Source organism: Rhodococcus sp. SMB37, from assembly GCF_004345605.1.
Taxonomy (GTDB): Bacteria; Actinomycetota; Actinomycetes; order Mycobacteriales; family Mycobacteriaceae; genus Rhodococcus.
Window position 1 is genome coordinate 110,585 of record NZ_SLVY01000010.1, and the last position, 16,563, is coordinate 127,147.

Genomic DNA, 16,563 nt, shown 5'->3' on the forward strand with positions numbered 1-16,563 from the left:
GGTTCCGGTGCTGTAGTCGTCAGCGCTGCAGTATCCGGGACATGAGCTGGCGTCCCTGCTCGAGCGACATGTTCGGCAGGTACGCGTGGCCGACCGCGATCCCGATTCCGGGCAGTGCAGTGGAGTCGGGGAACACCATGTATATGGGGCGGTAGCGGGGCTGGAACTTGGCTTTGAACGTCAGCAGCGATCGGAACCCGTACACCGGCTCGAGGGTGTGCCCGAGCAGGTCGAGCAGGTCGTCGAGTGCCCCGCGATCGTCGCCGTCGGATGCGTCCACAGCACTGGCGAGCGGGGCGCCGGACAGGCTCAGGAACTCGAGTCCGTCCTCCCGAGAGGAGAGCGCGGCCGATGCGATGAGGAACTCCATCGCCGGTGGAAAGCCGTCGGAATGCCGCCGCATGAAATCGAGCGTGAGACCTACGAGCTCGCCGTCGCGGAATACGGGCATCCACGAAGTGACTCCGTGGACGTGCTCGTCGCCGTCGAGCGCCACCAGCAGACGTACTTCGGGGTCCTTCAGCTCGTCGAGGCCCCCGAGAGTGAACCCCATTTCGGGAAGGCCCTTATCGGCGACCCATTCCTCCGAGATCTCCACGATCTGAGAGGTGACGGACAGGGGTGCCTCCGCGAAGGTGGTCCAGCGTGCCTCGATTCCCTGCTTGGTGGCGCGGTTGAGCGAGGTACGCACGTCCTGGAATTTCTTGCCCTTGAATGCAAGATCGGGCAGGTCGATCACCGTTTCCTCCGCGATCTGAACACAACCCCAACCGTGCTCGCGTGCGATCACCGCGAGATCCTCGCCTACCGAGTAGAAACACGGTGTCCACCCGTTTCGCTGGCAATAGGCGGCGAAGGAGTCGACCGCGCCGGCCCGCGTGGCCGGATCACCAACAGGAGCGCCGGTGGTCAGAGCGACGCCAGAATGCACGCGATACGCGATCGTATGCGCGCCGTTGTCGCTGAACCAGTAACTGTTGCCCGGCCACGTGATCATCCACGACAACGAATCTCCGCCCGGCGACCGCAGCAATGCACGCACTCGCTGTTCGTCGGCAGGGGAGTGGCCCAGTACGGGAATCATGAAACTTCGGAGCATCAACACGGCGAACACGATCCATACCGAGACACCCGCCCATTCGAACAGCAGGGTCGCGGGCGTGGTCAACGGGAGCACCGGAGGCTCGAACAATTGCAGATACACCGGTGGCACCAGCCGGTGAGGGAAATCGCGTAGTAGTGTCACCGGTCCGGAGTCGCGATCGAAGCCGTCGGTGAGGAGGCTGCCCACTGCGACATAGACGACGAGGGCCACCGCAGCCGCCGCGGCGGTACCGAGAAGCACGTGCCGGTACGTGCCGCGAGGCGCGCGTACGTCGAACAACCGATGTGTTGCCAGAAGCACGATGAGCACAGCGAGGAGCGCCGACAGCGGCGCCAGTTCCTGGTACAGCGAACCGTGTCGATGCACTCCGTACACCAGCGACCGCGTCTCGTCGCGTTCGGTGATCCGCACGATGATGCTTGCTGCGGCCGCCGCGATCAGGGCTGCATGCCCACACGTCGCGAGCAGCCACGCCGCCCGCCGCCCCCGCCGTAGCCCCTCCGCACCCACCAGCAGCACCACTGCCGGCATCAGGTTCGCGACCACCGGACCGAATCCCGACAGTCGAAGGGCCTGCTGTCCCTTGCGGCACTCACCCTGCAGAGCGGGATCGGCGCACACGTCCACGAGTTCCCGGGCAGTGTAGGGAACCTGGCCGAACAGTTCACGCAGCGCCGACAGTGGTCCGATGGCGTGCGGGGAGAACGCCGCCAGCATGGGTCCGAGCACACTGGCTGCGACGACGAGTGCGACGAGAGTGCGTTGTTCCCTGATGGTGCCGCCGAGTGTTGTCGTGTGCGTGCGGCCGCGGAAGAGGATCGGTCCCAGCGCCAGCCCGGCGAGGGCCGCGCACAGACGCGTGAGGTCCTGCAGGTGCCCTGCAAAGAGCGCGGTGGTGATCAGGAAGACCACCGTGACCATGCGGATTCGTCGTCGCCACAGTGTCGGCATCGCGGCGGTGGCGGCCAGCAACGTGCCGATCACCCAGGGAAGGGGATCTTCGATCAGGTGGCCGTGCAGTTCGAGCCCCCACGAGTTCGGAACCATCGAGGCGATCTGAGCCAGGGCCAGCGCCGCTGCTGCGCCCACCCCCTGGGTCGCGACCGCGCTCACCGCGAAGCGTCCGCTCCCGCTGATGTTCTCGACCGGAACCGCGACTGCCAGGATCACGATCGTCGCGAGGAGATACTCCGAGAGCCGCGACGCGAACAACCCGGATGTCCACAACACCCAGACGTGTCCGTCCGAGAAGTTCGCGATCCCGAGCGAGACGTTGTGGGCGACGCCTCGTGACGGCCCGTGCAGGACGCTTCCCGTCGCCGCTGCCAGAATCCAGAGGCCCGCCAGCAACCCGAGCGTCACGGGAGCGCGTCGCAGCATCGATGTGCCGCGCGTGAGCACCGTCCGGCGGCGCTGTGTCACGGGTCGACGAGTCCGAGTCGCTGGCTCAGCCACGGTAGCTCCTTCTCCAACCCGGCGGACCATACTTCGTAGCTGTGACCGCCGGGTAGTTCGGTGAGGTGGACATCCATTCCGGCCGCTCTCGCGGAGGCGGCGAGCTGTTCGACTCCGGGCCGGTACTCGCTGTCGTCGGCGCCGACGACGAACGCACCGGCGGAATCGGGAAAACGTTTGTGGGCAAGCAGGTACGCGGGGTCGATTCGATCGAATGCCGCTCCGTCGCCCCCGAACACCTCGTCGATCGTGCTGGTGCGGTCGCCGAGGGTCGGCTCGGCCTGCCCGGACATGTCGAGGAAGGTCGGATAGACGTCCGGTCGAAGTGTCGCGAGTTGGAGTGCGCAGGTGCCGCCGTACGACAGGCCTCCGATCGCCCACGCTCCCGGGTCGGTGTCGACCTGGAGGTTGCTGCGCACCCACTCCGGGACGTCGACCGACAGGTATGTTGCGACGTTGCCGAGGTGCGAGTCGACGCACATCGGGTTTGCGAACTCGCTGCCGGTTCCGTCGGCGAGCACCACGATAGGTGTGAGTCCGCTGTGCGCGGCTGCGAAGGCCTCCATGGTCTGCGTGAGTTCGCCTCCGACGAGCCAGTCCTCGGTACTGCCGGGCTGTCCCGCCAACAACACCAGGACGGGCAGTTCCGGACGGGGATCGGTGAAGTAGGCGGGCGGAAGGTAGATGTTCGCGCCGCGGGCCTCGAACTCCGAGGTCGCGCCGGGTATCGGCGTGGTGGTCACCGCACCGCTGGACGGTAGATCGGGCGGAGGCGACCACGTGTCGCTCGGGACCGTGTCCACTCGGGTGAGTTCGTCGAAGGACACGGTCCGGTAATCGCTCACTCCCAGTGCGGCGCGGACGGTCGGGTATTCGTCGTACACGGCGTTGATCTGCGCGGCGGCGGCCACCGTCACCACGAGCCACGCGGCGATCAGCCCGCATCCCGCGAGGACATGGCGGTGCTCGCGATCGCGGCAGAACCACCGGCCGACGAGCAGCGCGAGGGCGAGGAGCGCGAGCCCGGCCCACACGTAGACCGTCGTCGGGAGGCGGTCCGGGAACGGCCGCCACAGCTTCTCGACGACAACCGCGGCGATCACGGCCATCGCCAGCGCACACAGTCCCAGGACCGGCAAGAGGAGGAGCCACCGCCGGCTTCGCCGGATGGCGAGCACGCCGAGCCCGACGACCGCAGCAACGGTGAAGATGATCGCCGCTGAGCTCGTGGTCAGCGGCAGATCCAGCACTGGGGCGGCGATCCCGGACCAGGACACCGACTCAGTATGGATGGGTCTCGACGTCTCCGGAGTCGTTGTCGCCAATGAGCGCTTGGACGATCACCGGCGACGCCACGAGCGCAATCGCGACGACGAACAGGTACCCGACCATCGTGAACACGATCCCGAGCGTCCCGAAATGCGCTTCGGAACTGGCAGTGACGTGGGGCAGCGCCACCCGTCCTCCGACGCTGACCGCGGTCAGGAGAGTGGCGGTGAGAACTCCTGTCGCGACCAGTACACGAGTGGGAACGAGTCCCGACGTGAGCAGCGTGGGGCACGCCGTCCACACGCAGACCCACATGCACCACTGGGCGATCACCGCGAGAATCGGTGAACCGAGCTGGTGAATCAGCCCGGTGAGCAGAGCGGATGCCGCTACCAGAAGCAGAACCGCGCACCACCGCCACGCGTGGGACAGGCGCAGCACGGGCGTGTCCCAGATCTTCCCGTACACCCTGCCGAGGGCACGTGCGAACGACGTGCCGCTGATGAGCACCATCAGCAGCCCCACCGCGCCGAATGCCGCTGCTTCCGACGTCACCTCGAACCCGTCCTGGACGAGTACATCGGGATCGACGCCGAACGGTGCGAGCAGAGACTCCCGAACTCCGGACGTGTCGACGAGGACCGACGCGGCCATGATGACGGGAAGCACCGAGGTGAACAGCTGCGCCGCGAGCGTCATCGAGCGGTCGACGAGTTCGATCCGCCCGAGCCCCACCAGAATGCGCTCGAGCGCACGACCCACCGGGTGGGTGTTCAACTCGGCGCGGAACCGCGCCACCGTCGTGGCCAGCATGGGGCGATCCTGTCAGGGAATCGCTCCTCCCGTCGGCCGTACGGCTACAGCGCTACGCCGAGGTATTCGGTTTCGACTGTCGAGTCGGAAGACGAACGCACCGAACCGACCGCTGTTCGAAGTCATCGGGGGCTTTGCAGCAGATCAGCACCTCTGGATTCTGGGCAGATGCAATTCGATAATATCAGGAGACTGTCTTCCGTAATTGACCTCGAGTCGCTAGCGTCCTTCAAGGGAAGGGCTGAATACTCCAGGAGGAGAAGACGATGCGTGCTGCTGTACTGCGAAGAGGGACCGTCGAGCCTCGGATCATCGACGATCCGATACCCGGAGCGGGGCAACTTCTCGTCCGATCATTGGCGTGCGGGATCTGCGCCTCGGACCTGCACTTCATGGATCACCCGGAAGCGGGCGCCGACGACGACAGCGGGATGTCGACCTACGATCAGGACGTCGACATCGTCATGGGCCACGAGTTCTGCGCGGAGGTCGTCGACTACGGCCCGGACACGGACCGCCGGATCGCCCGCGGCACACGGGTGAGCTCGCTGCCGGTACTGGCCACCCCCGGCGGTCGCAAGATCATCGGCCAGAATCCTGAGACCCCCGGCGGCTTCGGCGAATACTTTCTCATCGACGAGGTCGGCGCTCGGGTGGTGGCGTCAGATCTGCCGAGCGAGGTCGTGTGTGTCGCGGACGCAATTGCGGTCGGATGGTCGGCGGCAGCACGCGCTCGGATGACGACGCGGGAGGTGCCGCTGGTCATCGGCTGTGGCGCTATTGCGCTGTCGACGATCGCGACCTTGAAGGGGCTCGGTATCGGCCCGATCGTGGCGGTCGACTTCGTCGAGTCTCGGCGAGAGACGGCCCGGTTGATGGGCGCCGACGTGGTCGTGGATCCCGCGGAGATCTCACCGTTCCAGGCATGGCGCGATGTGGCGTCCGGCTCGGCCGCGTCGATGAGGGACATGATGGCAGCAGCCGGCCTGCCGGGTTGTGTGGTGTTCGAGTGCGTGGGTCTTCCCGGGGTGCTCGATTCGATCATCAAGGGATGTGAACGCGGCACTCGGATCTTCTCGGTCGGAGGCCCGCCGGAAGGCGATCATCTGCACACCATGACTGCCAAGCGGAAGGGTCTCAATATCCAATTCGGTGGCGGACCGTGGCCGGATCACTGGGATGCAGCGTTCGAAGCGGTCTGTTCGGGCAGCCTCGACGTCACGCCGATGCTGGGCCGGTCCGTCGGCCTCGACGAGGTGCCCGAGGCTCTCGACGCCTCCCGCGACGCCAACGGGCCCGCACGCATCATCGTTGTTCCGTGAACGGGTGTGCGACGAATGGAAAGGGCTGAGAGTGAACGAGATAGGTGAACTGCGAGACACGATCGCGGCGCTGGCCGCCAAGGTTCGGGCTCTCGAGGACCAGGTCGAGATCATGCAACTCGTCGCTCGGTACGGGCCCGCCGTCGACAGCGGTTCCGGGGAGGCTGCGGCCGCACTCTGGACCGACGACGGCACCTTCGACGCCGTCCCACAGCGGCGGATGCGGGGGCGCGACGAGATCGCCGGCATGGTGCACGGTGACGGCCACCAGAGTCTGATCCGAGACGGCTGCGGCCACGTCCTGACCGTGCCGCACATCGTGGTCGACGGTAACCGGGCGACCGGCCGCAGCTACGCGCTCAACATCCGCTGGGATGCCGCCGCCGACCGGTTCTGGGTCGCGCGGGTCTCCGCGAACACCTGGCGCTGGGTGCGCACCCAGAACGGGTGGCGGATCGAGGAACGGATCAATGCCAATCTCGACGGGACCGCCGAGCATCGAGAGATGCTTGCGCCGTCGGTCGAGTCCGGCTGAGCAGCGAGGAAGGCTCCACATGGATCTTCTGGCGATCGAGCACCAGACTGTTTTCGGACTCCCACCGGTCGAGTTCGTCGAGTTGGCGGCAGAACTCGACTGCCCCTACATTGCGATCGGACTGACAGGCGGCGCGTTCAACCCACACGGATACGAGCCGTACTCGCTGTTGGATGACACGTCGCTCCGGCGCCGGATGGTCGCGGCGATGCGCGACACCGGGGTCACGATCTCACTCGGCGAAGGGTTCCTCGCCCGGCCTGGCAGAGAAATCCGCGACGAGGCCCGCAGCCTGGACGTCATGGCGGAGCTCGGCGTGGCAAGGATCAACACCACGAGCATGGATTCAGATTTGAACCGCAGCTTCGACGAGTTCCGAATACTCGCAGAGATGGCTGCTGAGAGAGGAATGGAGACGACTGTCGAGTTCGCTCCATCCATGTCGGTGCCGGACCTGGATACCGCGCTCGCCGCGGTCCGCCATGTGGCGCACCCGGACTTCCGCCTCCTCATCGACACCATGCACCTCGCACGCGCAGGGCACACTGCGCGAGAGCTCGCGGCGGTCGATCCCACGTTGATCGGATATGTGCAGCTCAGTGATCACACGATCGAGCAGCGTGGAGCTGTGTACCGCGACGACACCACCGACAGGATGGTGCCGGGCGAAGGGGAACTTCCGCTGCTGGAGATGCTTGCTGTGATGCCGTCGGACGTCGTGATCGGCCTCGAGGTGCCCATGCGCTCGAGGGCCGAAGCAGGCGAATCGACGACATCGCGCGCTGGCCGATGTGTCCGGGCAGCACGTGAATTGCTGGCACAGACATGGCCGTCGATATGACGCAGACGGCCCCGAAACCCGAATCCATCAGGACGACAAGGACCGAACAGTGACGACAGACTTGGCCGGTAAATATGGACAGTGGGGCATCATCGCCGGCGGTTCCGATGGGGTAGGTGCGGCCTTCGCCCACGGTATGGCCGCCCGCGGCATGAACATTGTGCTGGTGGCGCGGCGACAACAGGTGCTGGACGACCGCGCGGCCGAAATCCGGTCGAAGCACGGCGTCGAAGTGCGTACGGTCCAACTCGACCTCAGTGCGTCCGATGCTCCGGCCGAGCTCGATGTCGCGACCTCCGACCTCGAGGTCGGGTTGTTCGTCTACAACGCGGGTAGCGACGATCGCAGCGCCGCGTTCCTCGACAAGGACCTCGCGACGCACCTGTCGCTGGTGCACCGCAACTGCACGAGTGTTGTCGACGCGGCGTACAGGTTCGGTGGGCCGATGGTGGCGCGGGGCCGTGGCGCCGTAGTCCTCGTGACCTCAGGGGCCGCCTGGGTGGGAGGGCCTACCCTCGCCACCTACGGCGCCACCAAGGCGTTCGATCTGATCCTGGCGGAGAGTCTGTGGGCCGAGTGGCGTGGCAGCGGGGTCGATGTTCTCGGACTCGTGCTCGGTGCGACCGACACCCCGTCGATGCATCGAGCGCTCGGTGCCGCGGGCGACTCCCGCCGGGACCTCGCCGACCCGTCCGACGTCGCTGAGGAGGCGCTGGAGCACCTTTCCGACGGCCCCACCTGGATCTGCGGCAGCAGCAACCCGACCGGTGGCTCACCGTTCGGGGCGCTGAGCCGCCGCGATGCCGTGCTCGCGTTGAGCCGAAGCCTGGGTGTGAGCGACGAGCAGGATGTCGCCTCGGTGCGGAATGGTTAGCCTGGAAAATTCGTGGTTGTTCACCGCTCGGCACGTGTAGATAAGCGAAAGTGCCTGTCCTGCAGGGCATAATGGGACTTCTCTACGGTTCCACAATGCTGACAAGAAGGCACTTCGCAGGTGAAGAATAACGCAGCAGGTTCACGGGTGAAAATCTCCACCGACGGGCGCGGTGGGAGCAATACCGCCGCCGAGATCCTCAACGCCCGAGCGGCGTGGACGGCGGCGATCGATGCCGACGGCGAGGTCCGTGACGGTGCCTGGGTGGCGGAGGCCACCGATCTGGTCGGCCTCGATGCCTGGCCGGACGGCACCCGGTTGGTGCTGCGTAAGGAACGTCCGTATCCGGGGGCGCAGCTACGCTTCACCGATTCGGACGGGCACCGGATCACCGGGTTCATCACCGACACCCCGCGAGGGCAGGTCCCCGGCGGGTCGGCCGGGCTGGAGTTGCGCCCGTCGACCGATCTGGTCGCCTGGACGAAGCTTCTCGGTTTCCGGGAGCATCCGGATCTGGCGTGGTGTGAGATCGGTGCGTTCCGCTACCGCGTGCTCCATGTCGCGGCTCGGATCACCCGCGTTGCCCCGGCAGGTCCGGATGCGGATCGATGCGAGTTGGCAGTGGGCACACGCGATCGCGGACGCCCGGCAACGAATCCGCTGCGCCTTCACCTGACCGCGATGGCCTGTTCCGACGACACGCGAAAGGCACCCCGGACGGTGGAACCGGGCGCCCACCCGAGCGGCATCGGGCACATCCTCGCGCCCTGACACCAAATCAGCATCGAACGACGTAAACCCGACCTTCGGTCAGGCTGCGCGAAAAATCGAGGTTAGGAGCGGAACTGTCAGAGGGCCACGCCGATGTACTTGGTTTCGAGGAACTCGTCGATTCCGGTGAAACCGCCTTCGCGCCCGAGCCCGGACTCCTTGATCCCGCCGAAAGGTGCGGCGGGGTTGGAGACCACTCCCTGATTCAGCCCCACCATCCCGGCTTCGAGCGCTTCGCACACGCGCAGCCCCCGTCGCAGATTCTCGGTGTAGACGTAGGACACGAGCCCGAAGGGGGTGTCGTTGGCGCGGCGGACCGCTTCCTCCTCGGTTTCGAAGGTGCTGATCGCCGCGACCGGACCGAAGATCTCGGTGTGGCACATCTGCGCGTCGTCGGCGACGTCGGTGAGTACCGACGCGGGATAGAAGTATCCGGGTCGGTCGACCGGGGTGCCGCCGAGCGCGACGGTCGCGCCGCGGGCGACGGCGTCATCGATGAGCTCGCCGACCTTGTCGACGGCGGCGCGGTTGATGAGCGGCCCGACGACCACCCCGTCCTCGACACCGCGACCCATCGGCAGCTCGGACATGCGTTCGGTGAGGCGCTTCGTGAATTCCTCGGCGACACCGCGTTGGACGAGGATACGGTTCGCGGCGGTGCAGGCCTGCCCGATGTTGCGCATCTTCGCGGCCATCGCGCCGTCGACGGCGGCGTCGAGATCCGCATCGTCGAACACGAGGAACGGGGCGTTGCCGCCGAGCTCCATCGAGGTGCGCATGACGGTGCGCGCACACAGTTCGAGCAGGTGTTTGCCGACTCCGGTCGATCCCGTGAACGACAACTTGCGCGAACGCGGATCGAGGATCAGCGGGGCCATCACGTCGTCGGACTGCGACGTGGTGACGACGTTGACGACCCCGGGTGGAAGTCCCGCCTCACTGAGCAGGTCGGCGAGGGCGAGTATCGACAACGGGGTCTGAGACGCCGGCTTGATCACGCTCGTGCAGCCGGCGGCGATGGCCGGGCCGATCTTGCGGGTGCCCATCGCCATCGGGAAGTTCCACGGGGTGATGAGCAGAGTCGGGCCCACCGGCTGCCGGGTGACGAGAAACCTCGATCCGCCCGCGGGGGCCTGCATGTAGCCGCCGTCGATGCGGACGGCCTCCTCGGCGAACCAGCGGAAGAACTCGGCCGCGTAGCTGACCTCGCCGCGTGCCTCGGCAAGCGGCTTACCCATCTCGAGCGTCATGATCAGCGCGAGCCGGTCGACGTTCTCGATCATGAGCCGATACGCGTCCGCGAGGATCGTCGAGCGTTCACGCGGTGACGTCTGCGCCCACGAGTCCTGGGCCGCTGCCGCGGCGTCGAGAGCGCGCATCCCGTCGGCGGGGCTCGCGTCGGCGACCGAGCACAACTCCCGTTCGGTGGACGGATCGACGACGGGCATCGTGCGGTCGGCGTCCTGCCATTGCCCGTTGATGAAGAGGCCCGTCGGGACCGTGCGGATGGCTGCGTCTTCGTTCGGGCTGAGCTTGTCGTTCTGAGTGACCGCCTGATCGGGCATGGCATGCCTTTCGTCCGTTGCCTTCGGCCTCCGCCCATGTTATGCATATTGTCAACAATCCAACAATAGGATTGGGATTCGAACTCGGTCGCCGAACCCGGGAGGGTTGTCATGACTCGACTGTCTCCATTGCTTCAGCAAGCCACGCCCGTCACCGTCGACCACGCCGCCGGCAGCTACATCTACGGCACCGACGGGCGCAGATATCTCGACTTCACGGCGGGAATCGGTGTCACCAGCACCGGTCACTGCCACCCGCACGTCGTAGAAGCGGCGCAACGTCAGATCGGCTCGCTGATCCACGGCCAGTACACGACCGTCATGCACAAACCCTTGCTCGAACTCACCGAAAGGCTCGGCGCCGTCCTGCCCGAGGGACTCGACTCGCTGTTCTTCGCGAACTCGGGGAGTGAGGCGGTCGAGGCCGCGCTGCGCCTGGCCCGCCAGGCCACCGGACGTCCCAACGTGATCGTGTTCCACGGCGGATTCCACGGCCGCACCGTCGCCGCCGCGTCGATGACCACCTCGGGCACCCGATTCTCCGCGGGGTTCAGCCCCCTGATGGGTGGCGTGCACATCGCGCCGTTCCCCAACGCCTACCGCTACGGATGGACCGAGGAACAGGCCACCGATTTCGCACTGAAAGAACTCGACTACCTCTTCGCGACGGTCACGTCGCCGGCCGAAACCGCGGCGTTCATCGTCGAACCCGTTCTCGGCGAGGGTGGTTACGTACCGGGCAACACCCGATTCTTCCAAGGATTGCGTGAGCGCGCCGACCGGCATGGCATCCTCCTCGTCTTCGACGAGATCCAGACCGGATTCGGACGCACAGGCAAGTTCTTCGGACACCAGCACTTCGACACCCGGCCCGACGTGATCACGATCGCGAAGGGCCTCGCCAGCGGTTTCCCCCTGTCCGGCATCGCGGCATCCGAAGAGCTCATGGCCAAGGCATGGCCGGGGTCCCAGGGCGGAACCTACGGTGCCAATGCCGTGTCGTGTGCGGCAGCGGTGGCAACACTCGATGTCATCGAGAAGGAAGGCCTCGTCGAGAACGCCGCGGCGCGCGGTGTCGAACTGCTCGCGGGTGCGCGCTCCCGGGCGACCGATGCCGTGGGTGATGTGCGAGGCCTGGGGCTGTTGGTGGGCAGCGAGTTCGTCACAGCAGACGGCGAGCCCGATCGCGAACGCGCAGCAGCTGCACAGAAACTCGCGGCAAGCAAGGGGCTGTTGCTCCTGATGTGCGGCGCGTACATGAATGTCGTACGAATGATTCCGCCGCTCATCGTCACGTCCGACCAGATCGAGGACGGCCTCGGCATCTGGTCCGAGGTGCTCGACGAAGTCTGATTGCGTTCAGGAGGTTCTGTGGCTCGCTTCATCACGATCACGCTCGACAAACGTGGCATCTCCTGCCGCGCAAGACTCCTCGAAGTGGAGGCGCCGCTGACGTGCGAGTCGGTGTGGAACGCGCTACCACAGAGCGGCGCCGCGTTCCACGCGAAATACGCACGCAACGAGCTCTATACGCTCGTCCCGCGGATTGCGACAGCGCCACATCGTGAAAATCCCACGGTGACGCCGATTCCCGGTGATGTGTGCCTGTTCGACTTCGAGCCGTGGGAGATCGGCAACCCGGCGTACGGGTACGAACCGGGATCAGAGGCCCACCACGAGCAGGGCGCTACCGATCTGGCGCTGTTCTACGGCCGCAACAACCTGCTGATCAATGGTGACGTCGGGTGGGTGCCGGGAAATGTGTTCGCGACCATCGAGGACGGGCTGCCCGAACTCGCCGTGGCGTGCAACGACCTGTGGATCCAGGGGGTAGCGGGGGAGACATTGACCTTCGCCCGAGAGCCGTAGACGGGTCACCCTGACGGCCCCGTGGGGGGAGCAGGCAGGATGGGGCCCATGCAGACCTTGCCTCTGACCCTCCAGTCCTCTGTCGTCGTGCGCGCCACTCCGGAGGAGGTGTACGCGTTGGTGTCGGATGTGACCCGGACCGGTGAGTGGTCGCCGGTGTGCACCCAGTGCTGGTGGGACGAGGGTCAGGGACCCGAGGTCGGTGCCTTCTTCACCGGGCGGAACGTGACCCCGGACCGCACCTGGGAGACACGCTCGGAGGTCGTCGTCGCTGATCCTGGCCGGGAGTTCGCGTGGTCGGTCGGTCCGGGAGTGGTGCGCTGGGGCTATCTCGTCAAGCCCACGGACGGCGGCACGGAGTTGACGGAGACATGGGAGTTCGGTGAGGCCGGGAGGGAATTCTTCGACAAGCGGTTCGGCGCCGAGGCTCCGCGGGAGATCGCGGCGCGGGAACAGGCTGCTCGGGAGGGCATCCCCACGACGCTCGCCGCGATCACACGAATCCTCGAGGGCTGACGCTCCGCGTCGGTCGCGTGGCCGGCACTCGCCTGCTTCGAACGAGGATGCGCGCATCCGCGAGTTCTCGACGACGGACCTATTCGACGTTGGTCCGTGACATGGTTTGCTGCAGCAGGAAATCCGCCGCGACGCACACCCAGGCGGTGAGTGCCACCCAGATGAACACACGCCCGACATCGTCGATGAGTGGTATCCGGAGCGTGCCGCCAACGGTCATGCTCGCCACCGAGTAGACCCCCATGGGGAAGACCATGGCCCAGAGCTCGGTCGTATAGCGGATCGTGACGTGGCGCCGTACGTGACGCCAGATACCCATCAGCAGTAAGCCGGGAACGAGCCACGTCGCGAAGCCCCACAGTGCGAGCGCCGCGCCACCTGCCGCCCCATGCACGGCACTTGCTGCAGGACTCGTCGGTGCCATCGCATGCAGATGCCCGGAGGCCAGCGTCGAGATCGCCAACGCGCCCATCACCACCCAGAAAGAGGGCCCGAGCTCGTTCACAGGGATCCCGTACCGCAGAACCCGCACGACGAGGGCTGCGCCCACCACCGCATAGAGACCGAGTCCCGCACCCCACCCGATGACGGCAACGACGGCGACCAGGTCGCGCGTGCCGTTCAGGTGCGGCTGCAACATCGCAGCCAGGACGGCAACCGATTGCATCGCAACGACCCAGACGAACCAGGTTCCGTCGATGTCACGGATGAGGTCCGAGCGCGCGGCGGGGGTGTCATCTGCGGCCGCAGACCTTCCAAGATGGTGGTCACGTAGCACGACGAGCCACGGCACCGCGTACCCGAGGACGAGCCACAGCGCGAGACCGAAGAGCCACAGCGCCACGGCCCACCCCAGTAGATCCGCGACCGCGAACCGGATGCCTACCACACAGGTGCCCGCCACCACTGTGAAGAGGCCGAATGCACGGTGCGGATCACCGAAGTCAGCGCGCAACCGGTCCGGGGCGATGACCGCTCTCACGCAGAGCAACAGCAGAAGCGTCAACCAGCCGGCGCCGGCGCACACCCAAAGAACGAGGGAGACAAGATTCCGGTCGACCGCGTGCATGCCGACGGACACGACGCCTGTCGCCATGACGAAGGCGAACACGGACGGGGACATCGTGCGGGTGTACGTGAGGATCTTCTTCACGAACCTGATGCTGACAGACGATCTGGTTGGCCAGGAGCAGAACACATACAGCAGGGGGGCATCTCCGAAACAGACGAGCGAATGTCACTTACGAAACATGTGATTCGTCTATTCTCACGAGGTTCCGTAAAGGCATTTCGCGTCGATCACCGTGCACTCCCTCGGGCCGCGCCCGCCGCGGGAGCCGCTCCGGGCTGCGCCTGTGCGACGTGGGCGCAGCCGGGGCACAGTGACTCGTCGCCGACGATCCAGCCGTTGGTACGCGCTGCGCAGTTCGCGTCGAGCCGGTTGGCCGCGATCGTGCCGTACCGGTGATCGCAGCGGTCACACCGGATCAGCCAGCGCTGCGCGACTCCGCTTTCGTCAGTGTTCCTTATTATCTCGCCTCGCATGATCGAGTCCCACCACGGTTGCAGGGGACTCGGGTCGGGCCAGCGGATGACTTCGTAGCGTGTGATATCGACAGCAGGCGGATTGCCTGTGTCAGAAGTCTCGAAAGTCTCGAAGGCGGCTTCGGCTCGAGGTTCGCGCACAGTTCTGCACCTCCTGTCGACACTGAATCCGCCGACTGCGGATTCAGTCCACTGTGTGCACCGATCAAATTAGCACCGGCGCCGAGAACTATCCACAGAAATGTATGATTTTCTGTGTTGAAAGAAAAAGATTATTTGTCGTGTCGTAGATACATCGACTCAAGCTCTGCACGAATGGGTAGCGAGGTCGATCGCGATGACCGACGAGACGCGCATAGCACTGAAGAACCACAGGTATCTCGTGTCGCGATACGGATTCGACAACGTCCGACTCGTCTGGAACACAGACACCCTGCTCTACGGCGTCGACGGGTGGGCGGACTTCGACGAACTGTCCGTGCCGGGGTTCACGTCGGCGACTGAGTGCTTCGTGCACGCGGAGCGGCATTTCCTAGGTATGGACGCGCCGGACGCCGAGGTTCGGTGATCACTCGCTGCGCCGGGTGTCGCGTTTCGCGCCAAGGTTTTCGAGCTGAGTCTCGAGGTACAGGTTGTCTGCTTCCAGCTCGAGGATGCGGGCAACGCCGGCGATGTTGATCCCGTCGGCGACGAGTTCACCGATCCGCTGCAGGATCACCAGGTCGTCGTCGCTGTAGCGGCGGGTACCGCCGCTCGTTCTGGCCGGAGTGAGCAGGCCCCGCCGCTCGTACAGTCGCAGCGTCTGAGGTTCGATACCGGACAGCTCGGACGCCACCGTGATGCCGTACACCCCGATGCGGGATCGGGGGGTCGACTCGTGTGCCACCCCATGCCTCCGGTTCCGACGTTGCACCGTTTACAGATACTTCTGTACGACCCTAACGCAAATCTATGTCGGTTTGAACAATGAATTTGCATCAACGCAGCGCACCTACTGGCACGGATCGCAGGGCGAAACGCGGCCCCATCAGCGGTGCCGGCGCACAGGGCCCACCCACAACTCGAACGGGCCGATACGCCTCGGCGGCGAGGTACCGGCGTCGGCAACGTCCGTCCTGATCGGGGGTGTGTTTCCGTCCGGCGAGGAGTGCTCCCGCGGTGATCGCTCACGTGCCCTTGTGTCGGGCCGAGTGACGGTTCGTTCGTGGGACGCTCGGCGCTGGGGGTCTCGCAGCAGCTCATAGGCAGCCAAGATCTGCCGGAGTATCTCGTCGTCGCACTGCTCGGCGGTGTCGCGGCCGGTGGTGCGGGTGTCCGGGTGATGTGCGCGCAACAGTCGCCGGTATGCACTGGTGACTTCGGCCCGGGACGCCGAGGGGAGCAACCCCAGCACGCGGTACGGATCGCATTCGGTGGTCATCACCGTCGCCTCGCCTCCGTGCGATACTGCGCGACAAGCGGTGTCGGCACGTCTGCCCGGCACGGCCGACAAGAATTCTCTGCCGGTCGTGGCTGTGCGTCGATGCGAGCTCTCGGGTGAGGGGCGGTCGGCGCCGTCGCTACTCACTGTGTCGGCGGTGTCCGGGCGGGGTGCCTGGGATTCGTCGCTCTGCGCGAAGATCCACACGACGGACGTAGAGGGACGGCAGCGAGACGAATCCCGTTCAGCAGACGAACTCGGTTGTCGTGGGCATCACCCTTTCTTCTCACTCGACTGTCATGCTCCCTTCGCGGATAAGGTTGTCGGACAGATTTATTCGTTCTGTTCGGCAGTGTCGAGGAGGGGCGCGTTGCTTGGCGCCGATCGGCCGGTCCGGGGTAGCGTGTACCGCCCACGTACTCGGAGCGAACGCGGGTGGATGCGACCGGCCCGACCGATCGATGGCCATCCGACGAAGCAGACCCACAGTTTGCGGCGTGAGTGAATCAGCGAGGAGTCGGTCCGAATCGGCTATGAGCAGTGCGTATTCGAGCTCGTGCCAAGGCCGGACTGCCTCGCGTTCGGTATGCTCCGGCGGCTCGGTGGCGTACGCCTCGGCGACCACGATTGCCTGTGCCATCGCATCTCACCTACTTCCGGGCT

17 protein-coding genes and 1 pseudogene are annotated in these 16,563 nt (G+C 65.8%); 9 read left to right on the forward strand and 9 right to left on the reverse strand.

The window, feature by feature from the left end:
- Positions 1–19 precede the first annotated feature (19 nt).
- From EV641_RS17150 to EV641_RS17160, 3 genes are read right to left on the reverse strand one after another with little or no spacing between them, the layout of a single operon-like run.
- Positions 20–2,560, reverse strand: a complete 2,541-nt coding sequence (locus EV641_RS17150) for a DUF2156 domain-containing protein (RefSeq protein WP_241997309.1) — start codon at positions 2,558–2,560, stop codon at positions 20–22.
- Complete coding sequence (locus EV641_RS17155) at positions 2,524–3,837, reverse strand: alpha/beta hydrolase-fold protein (protein WP_132473280.1); 1,314 nt, start codon at positions 3,835–3,837, stop codon at positions 2,524–2,526. The genes EV641_RS17150 and EV641_RS17155 overlap by 37 nt, the downstream gene beginning before the upstream one ends.
- Positions 3,838–3,841: 4 nt before the next feature.
- Positions 3,842–4,642 carry a hypothetical protein gene (locus tag EV641_RS17160; protein ID WP_132473282.1) on the reverse strand — a complete coding sequence of 267 codons (801 nt, stop codon included), beginning with the start codon at positions 4,640–4,642 and terminating at the stop codon, positions 3,842–3,844.
- Between the two features lie 266 nt (positions 4,643–4,908).
- On the opposite strand from EV641_RS17160, the gene EV641_RS17165 reads away from it, so the two are divergent.
- The 5 genes and pseudogenes from EV641_RS17165 to EV641_RS17185 form a co-directional block, all read left to right on the forward strand.
- Entirely contained in the window at positions 4,909–5,964 is a 1,056-nt protein-coding gene (locus EV641_RS17165) for a zinc-binding dehydrogenase (protein ID WP_132473284.1), read from the forward strand.
- A 31-nt stretch (positions 5,965–5,995) separates the two neighbouring features.
- Positions 5,996–6,499: a nuclear transport factor 2 family protein gene (locus tag EV641_RS17170; RefSeq protein WP_132473286.1), complete on the forward strand. Its 504-nt coding sequence runs from the start codon at positions 5,996–5,998 to the stop codon at positions 6,497–6,499.
- A gap of 19 nt (positions 6,500–6,518) precedes the next feature.
- Positions 6,519–7,340, forward strand: coding sequence for a TIM barrel protein (locus tag EV641_RS17175; RefSeq protein WP_054717247.1), 822 nt, complete (start codon positions 6,519–6,521; stop codon positions 7,338–7,340).
- A gap of 49 nt (positions 7,341–7,389) precedes the next feature.
- Complete coding sequence (locus tag EV641_RS17180; protein ID WP_132473288.1) at positions 7,390–8,214, forward strand: SDR family NAD(P)-dependent oxidoreductase; 825 nt, start codon at positions 7,390–7,392, stop codon at positions 8,212–8,214.
- A 225-nt stretch (positions 8,215–8,439) separates the two neighbouring features.
- Positions 8,440–8,890 (forward strand): annotated as a pseudogene (locus tag EV641_RS17185) (IS1380 family transposase); the annotation flags it as partial.
- Between the two features lie 172 nt (positions 8,891–9,062).
- Here the strand turns inward: EV641_RS17185 and EV641_RS17190 are convergent.
- On the reverse strand, positions 9,063–10,550 hold the full coding sequence (locus EV641_RS17190; RefSeq protein WP_132473290.1) for an NAD-dependent succinate-semialdehyde dehydrogenase: 1,488 nt from the start codon (positions 10,548–10,550) through the stop codon (positions 9,063–9,065).
- A gap of 111 nt (positions 10,551–10,661) precedes the next feature.
- On the opposite strand from EV641_RS17190, the gene EV641_RS17195 reads away from it, so the two are divergent.
- From EV641_RS17195 to EV641_RS17205, 3 genes are read left to right on the forward strand one after another with little or no spacing between them, the layout of a single operon-like run.
- Positions 10,662–11,903 (forward strand): aminotransferase class III-fold pyridoxal phosphate-dependent enzyme, encoded by a 1,242-nt coding sequence (locus EV641_RS17195; RefSeq protein ID WP_132473292.1) that lies wholly within the window; start codon positions 10,662–10,664, stop codon positions 11,901–11,903.
- 18 nt (positions 11,904–11,921) lie between these two features.
- Complete coding sequence (locus EV641_RS17200; protein WP_054719238.1) at positions 11,922–12,419, forward strand: DUF3830 family protein; 498 nt, start codon at positions 11,922–11,924, stop codon at positions 12,417–12,419.
- A 39-nt stretch (positions 12,420–12,458) separates the two neighbouring features.
- Positions 12,459–12,935 carry an SRPBCC family protein gene (locus EV641_RS17205; protein ID WP_054719235.1) on the forward strand — a complete coding sequence of 159 codons (477 nt, stop codon included), beginning with the start codon at positions 12,459–12,461 and terminating at the stop codon, positions 12,933–12,935.
- 79 nt (positions 12,936–13,014) lie between these two features.
- Here the strand turns inward: EV641_RS17205 and EV641_RS17210 are convergent, their stop codons facing one another.
- Positions 13,015–14,088 carry a tellurite resistance/C4-dicarboxylate transporter family protein gene (locus tag EV641_RS17210; protein WP_132473294.1) on the reverse strand — a complete coding sequence of 358 codons (1,074 nt, stop codon included), beginning with the start codon at positions 14,086–14,088 and terminating at the stop codon, positions 13,015–13,017.
- 146 nt (positions 14,089–14,234) lie between these two features.
- On the reverse strand, positions 14,235–14,621 hold the full coding sequence (locus tag EV641_RS29505; protein WP_199233286.1) for a hypothetical protein: 387 nt from the start codon (positions 14,619–14,621) through the stop codon (positions 14,235–14,237).
- Positions 14,622–14,817: 196 nt separating this feature from the next.
- On the opposite strand from EV641_RS29505, the gene EV641_RS17220 reads away from it, so the two are divergent.
- The gene (locus EV641_RS17220) at positions 14,818–15,048 is read left to right on the forward strand and encodes a hypothetical protein (protein WP_054715378.1); all 231 of its coding nucleotides are present in this window, start codon (positions 14,818–14,820) and stop codon (positions 15,046–15,048) included.
- On the opposite strand, the gene EV641_RS17225 is transcribed toward EV641_RS17220, so the two are convergent.
- The 3 genes from EV641_RS17225 to EV641_RS17235 form a co-directional block, all read right to left on the reverse strand.
- Positions 15,049–15,366, reverse strand: a complete 318-nt coding sequence (locus EV641_RS17225) for a MerR family transcriptional regulator (RefSeq protein ID WP_054715375.1) — start codon at positions 15,364–15,366, stop codon at positions 15,049–15,051.
- A 141-nt stretch (positions 15,367–15,507) separates the two neighbouring features.
- Entirely contained in the window at positions 15,508–15,900 is a 393-nt protein-coding gene (locus tag EV641_RS17230; RefSeq protein ID WP_132473296.1) for a J domain-containing protein, read from the reverse strand.
- Positions 15,901–16,186: 286 nt separating this feature from the next.
- On the reverse strand, positions 16,187–16,540 hold the full coding sequence (locus EV641_RS17235; RefSeq protein WP_054715372.1) for a hypothetical protein: 354 nt from the start codon (positions 16,538–16,540) through the stop codon (positions 16,187–16,189).
- Positions 16,541–16,563 lie beyond the last annotated feature (23 nt).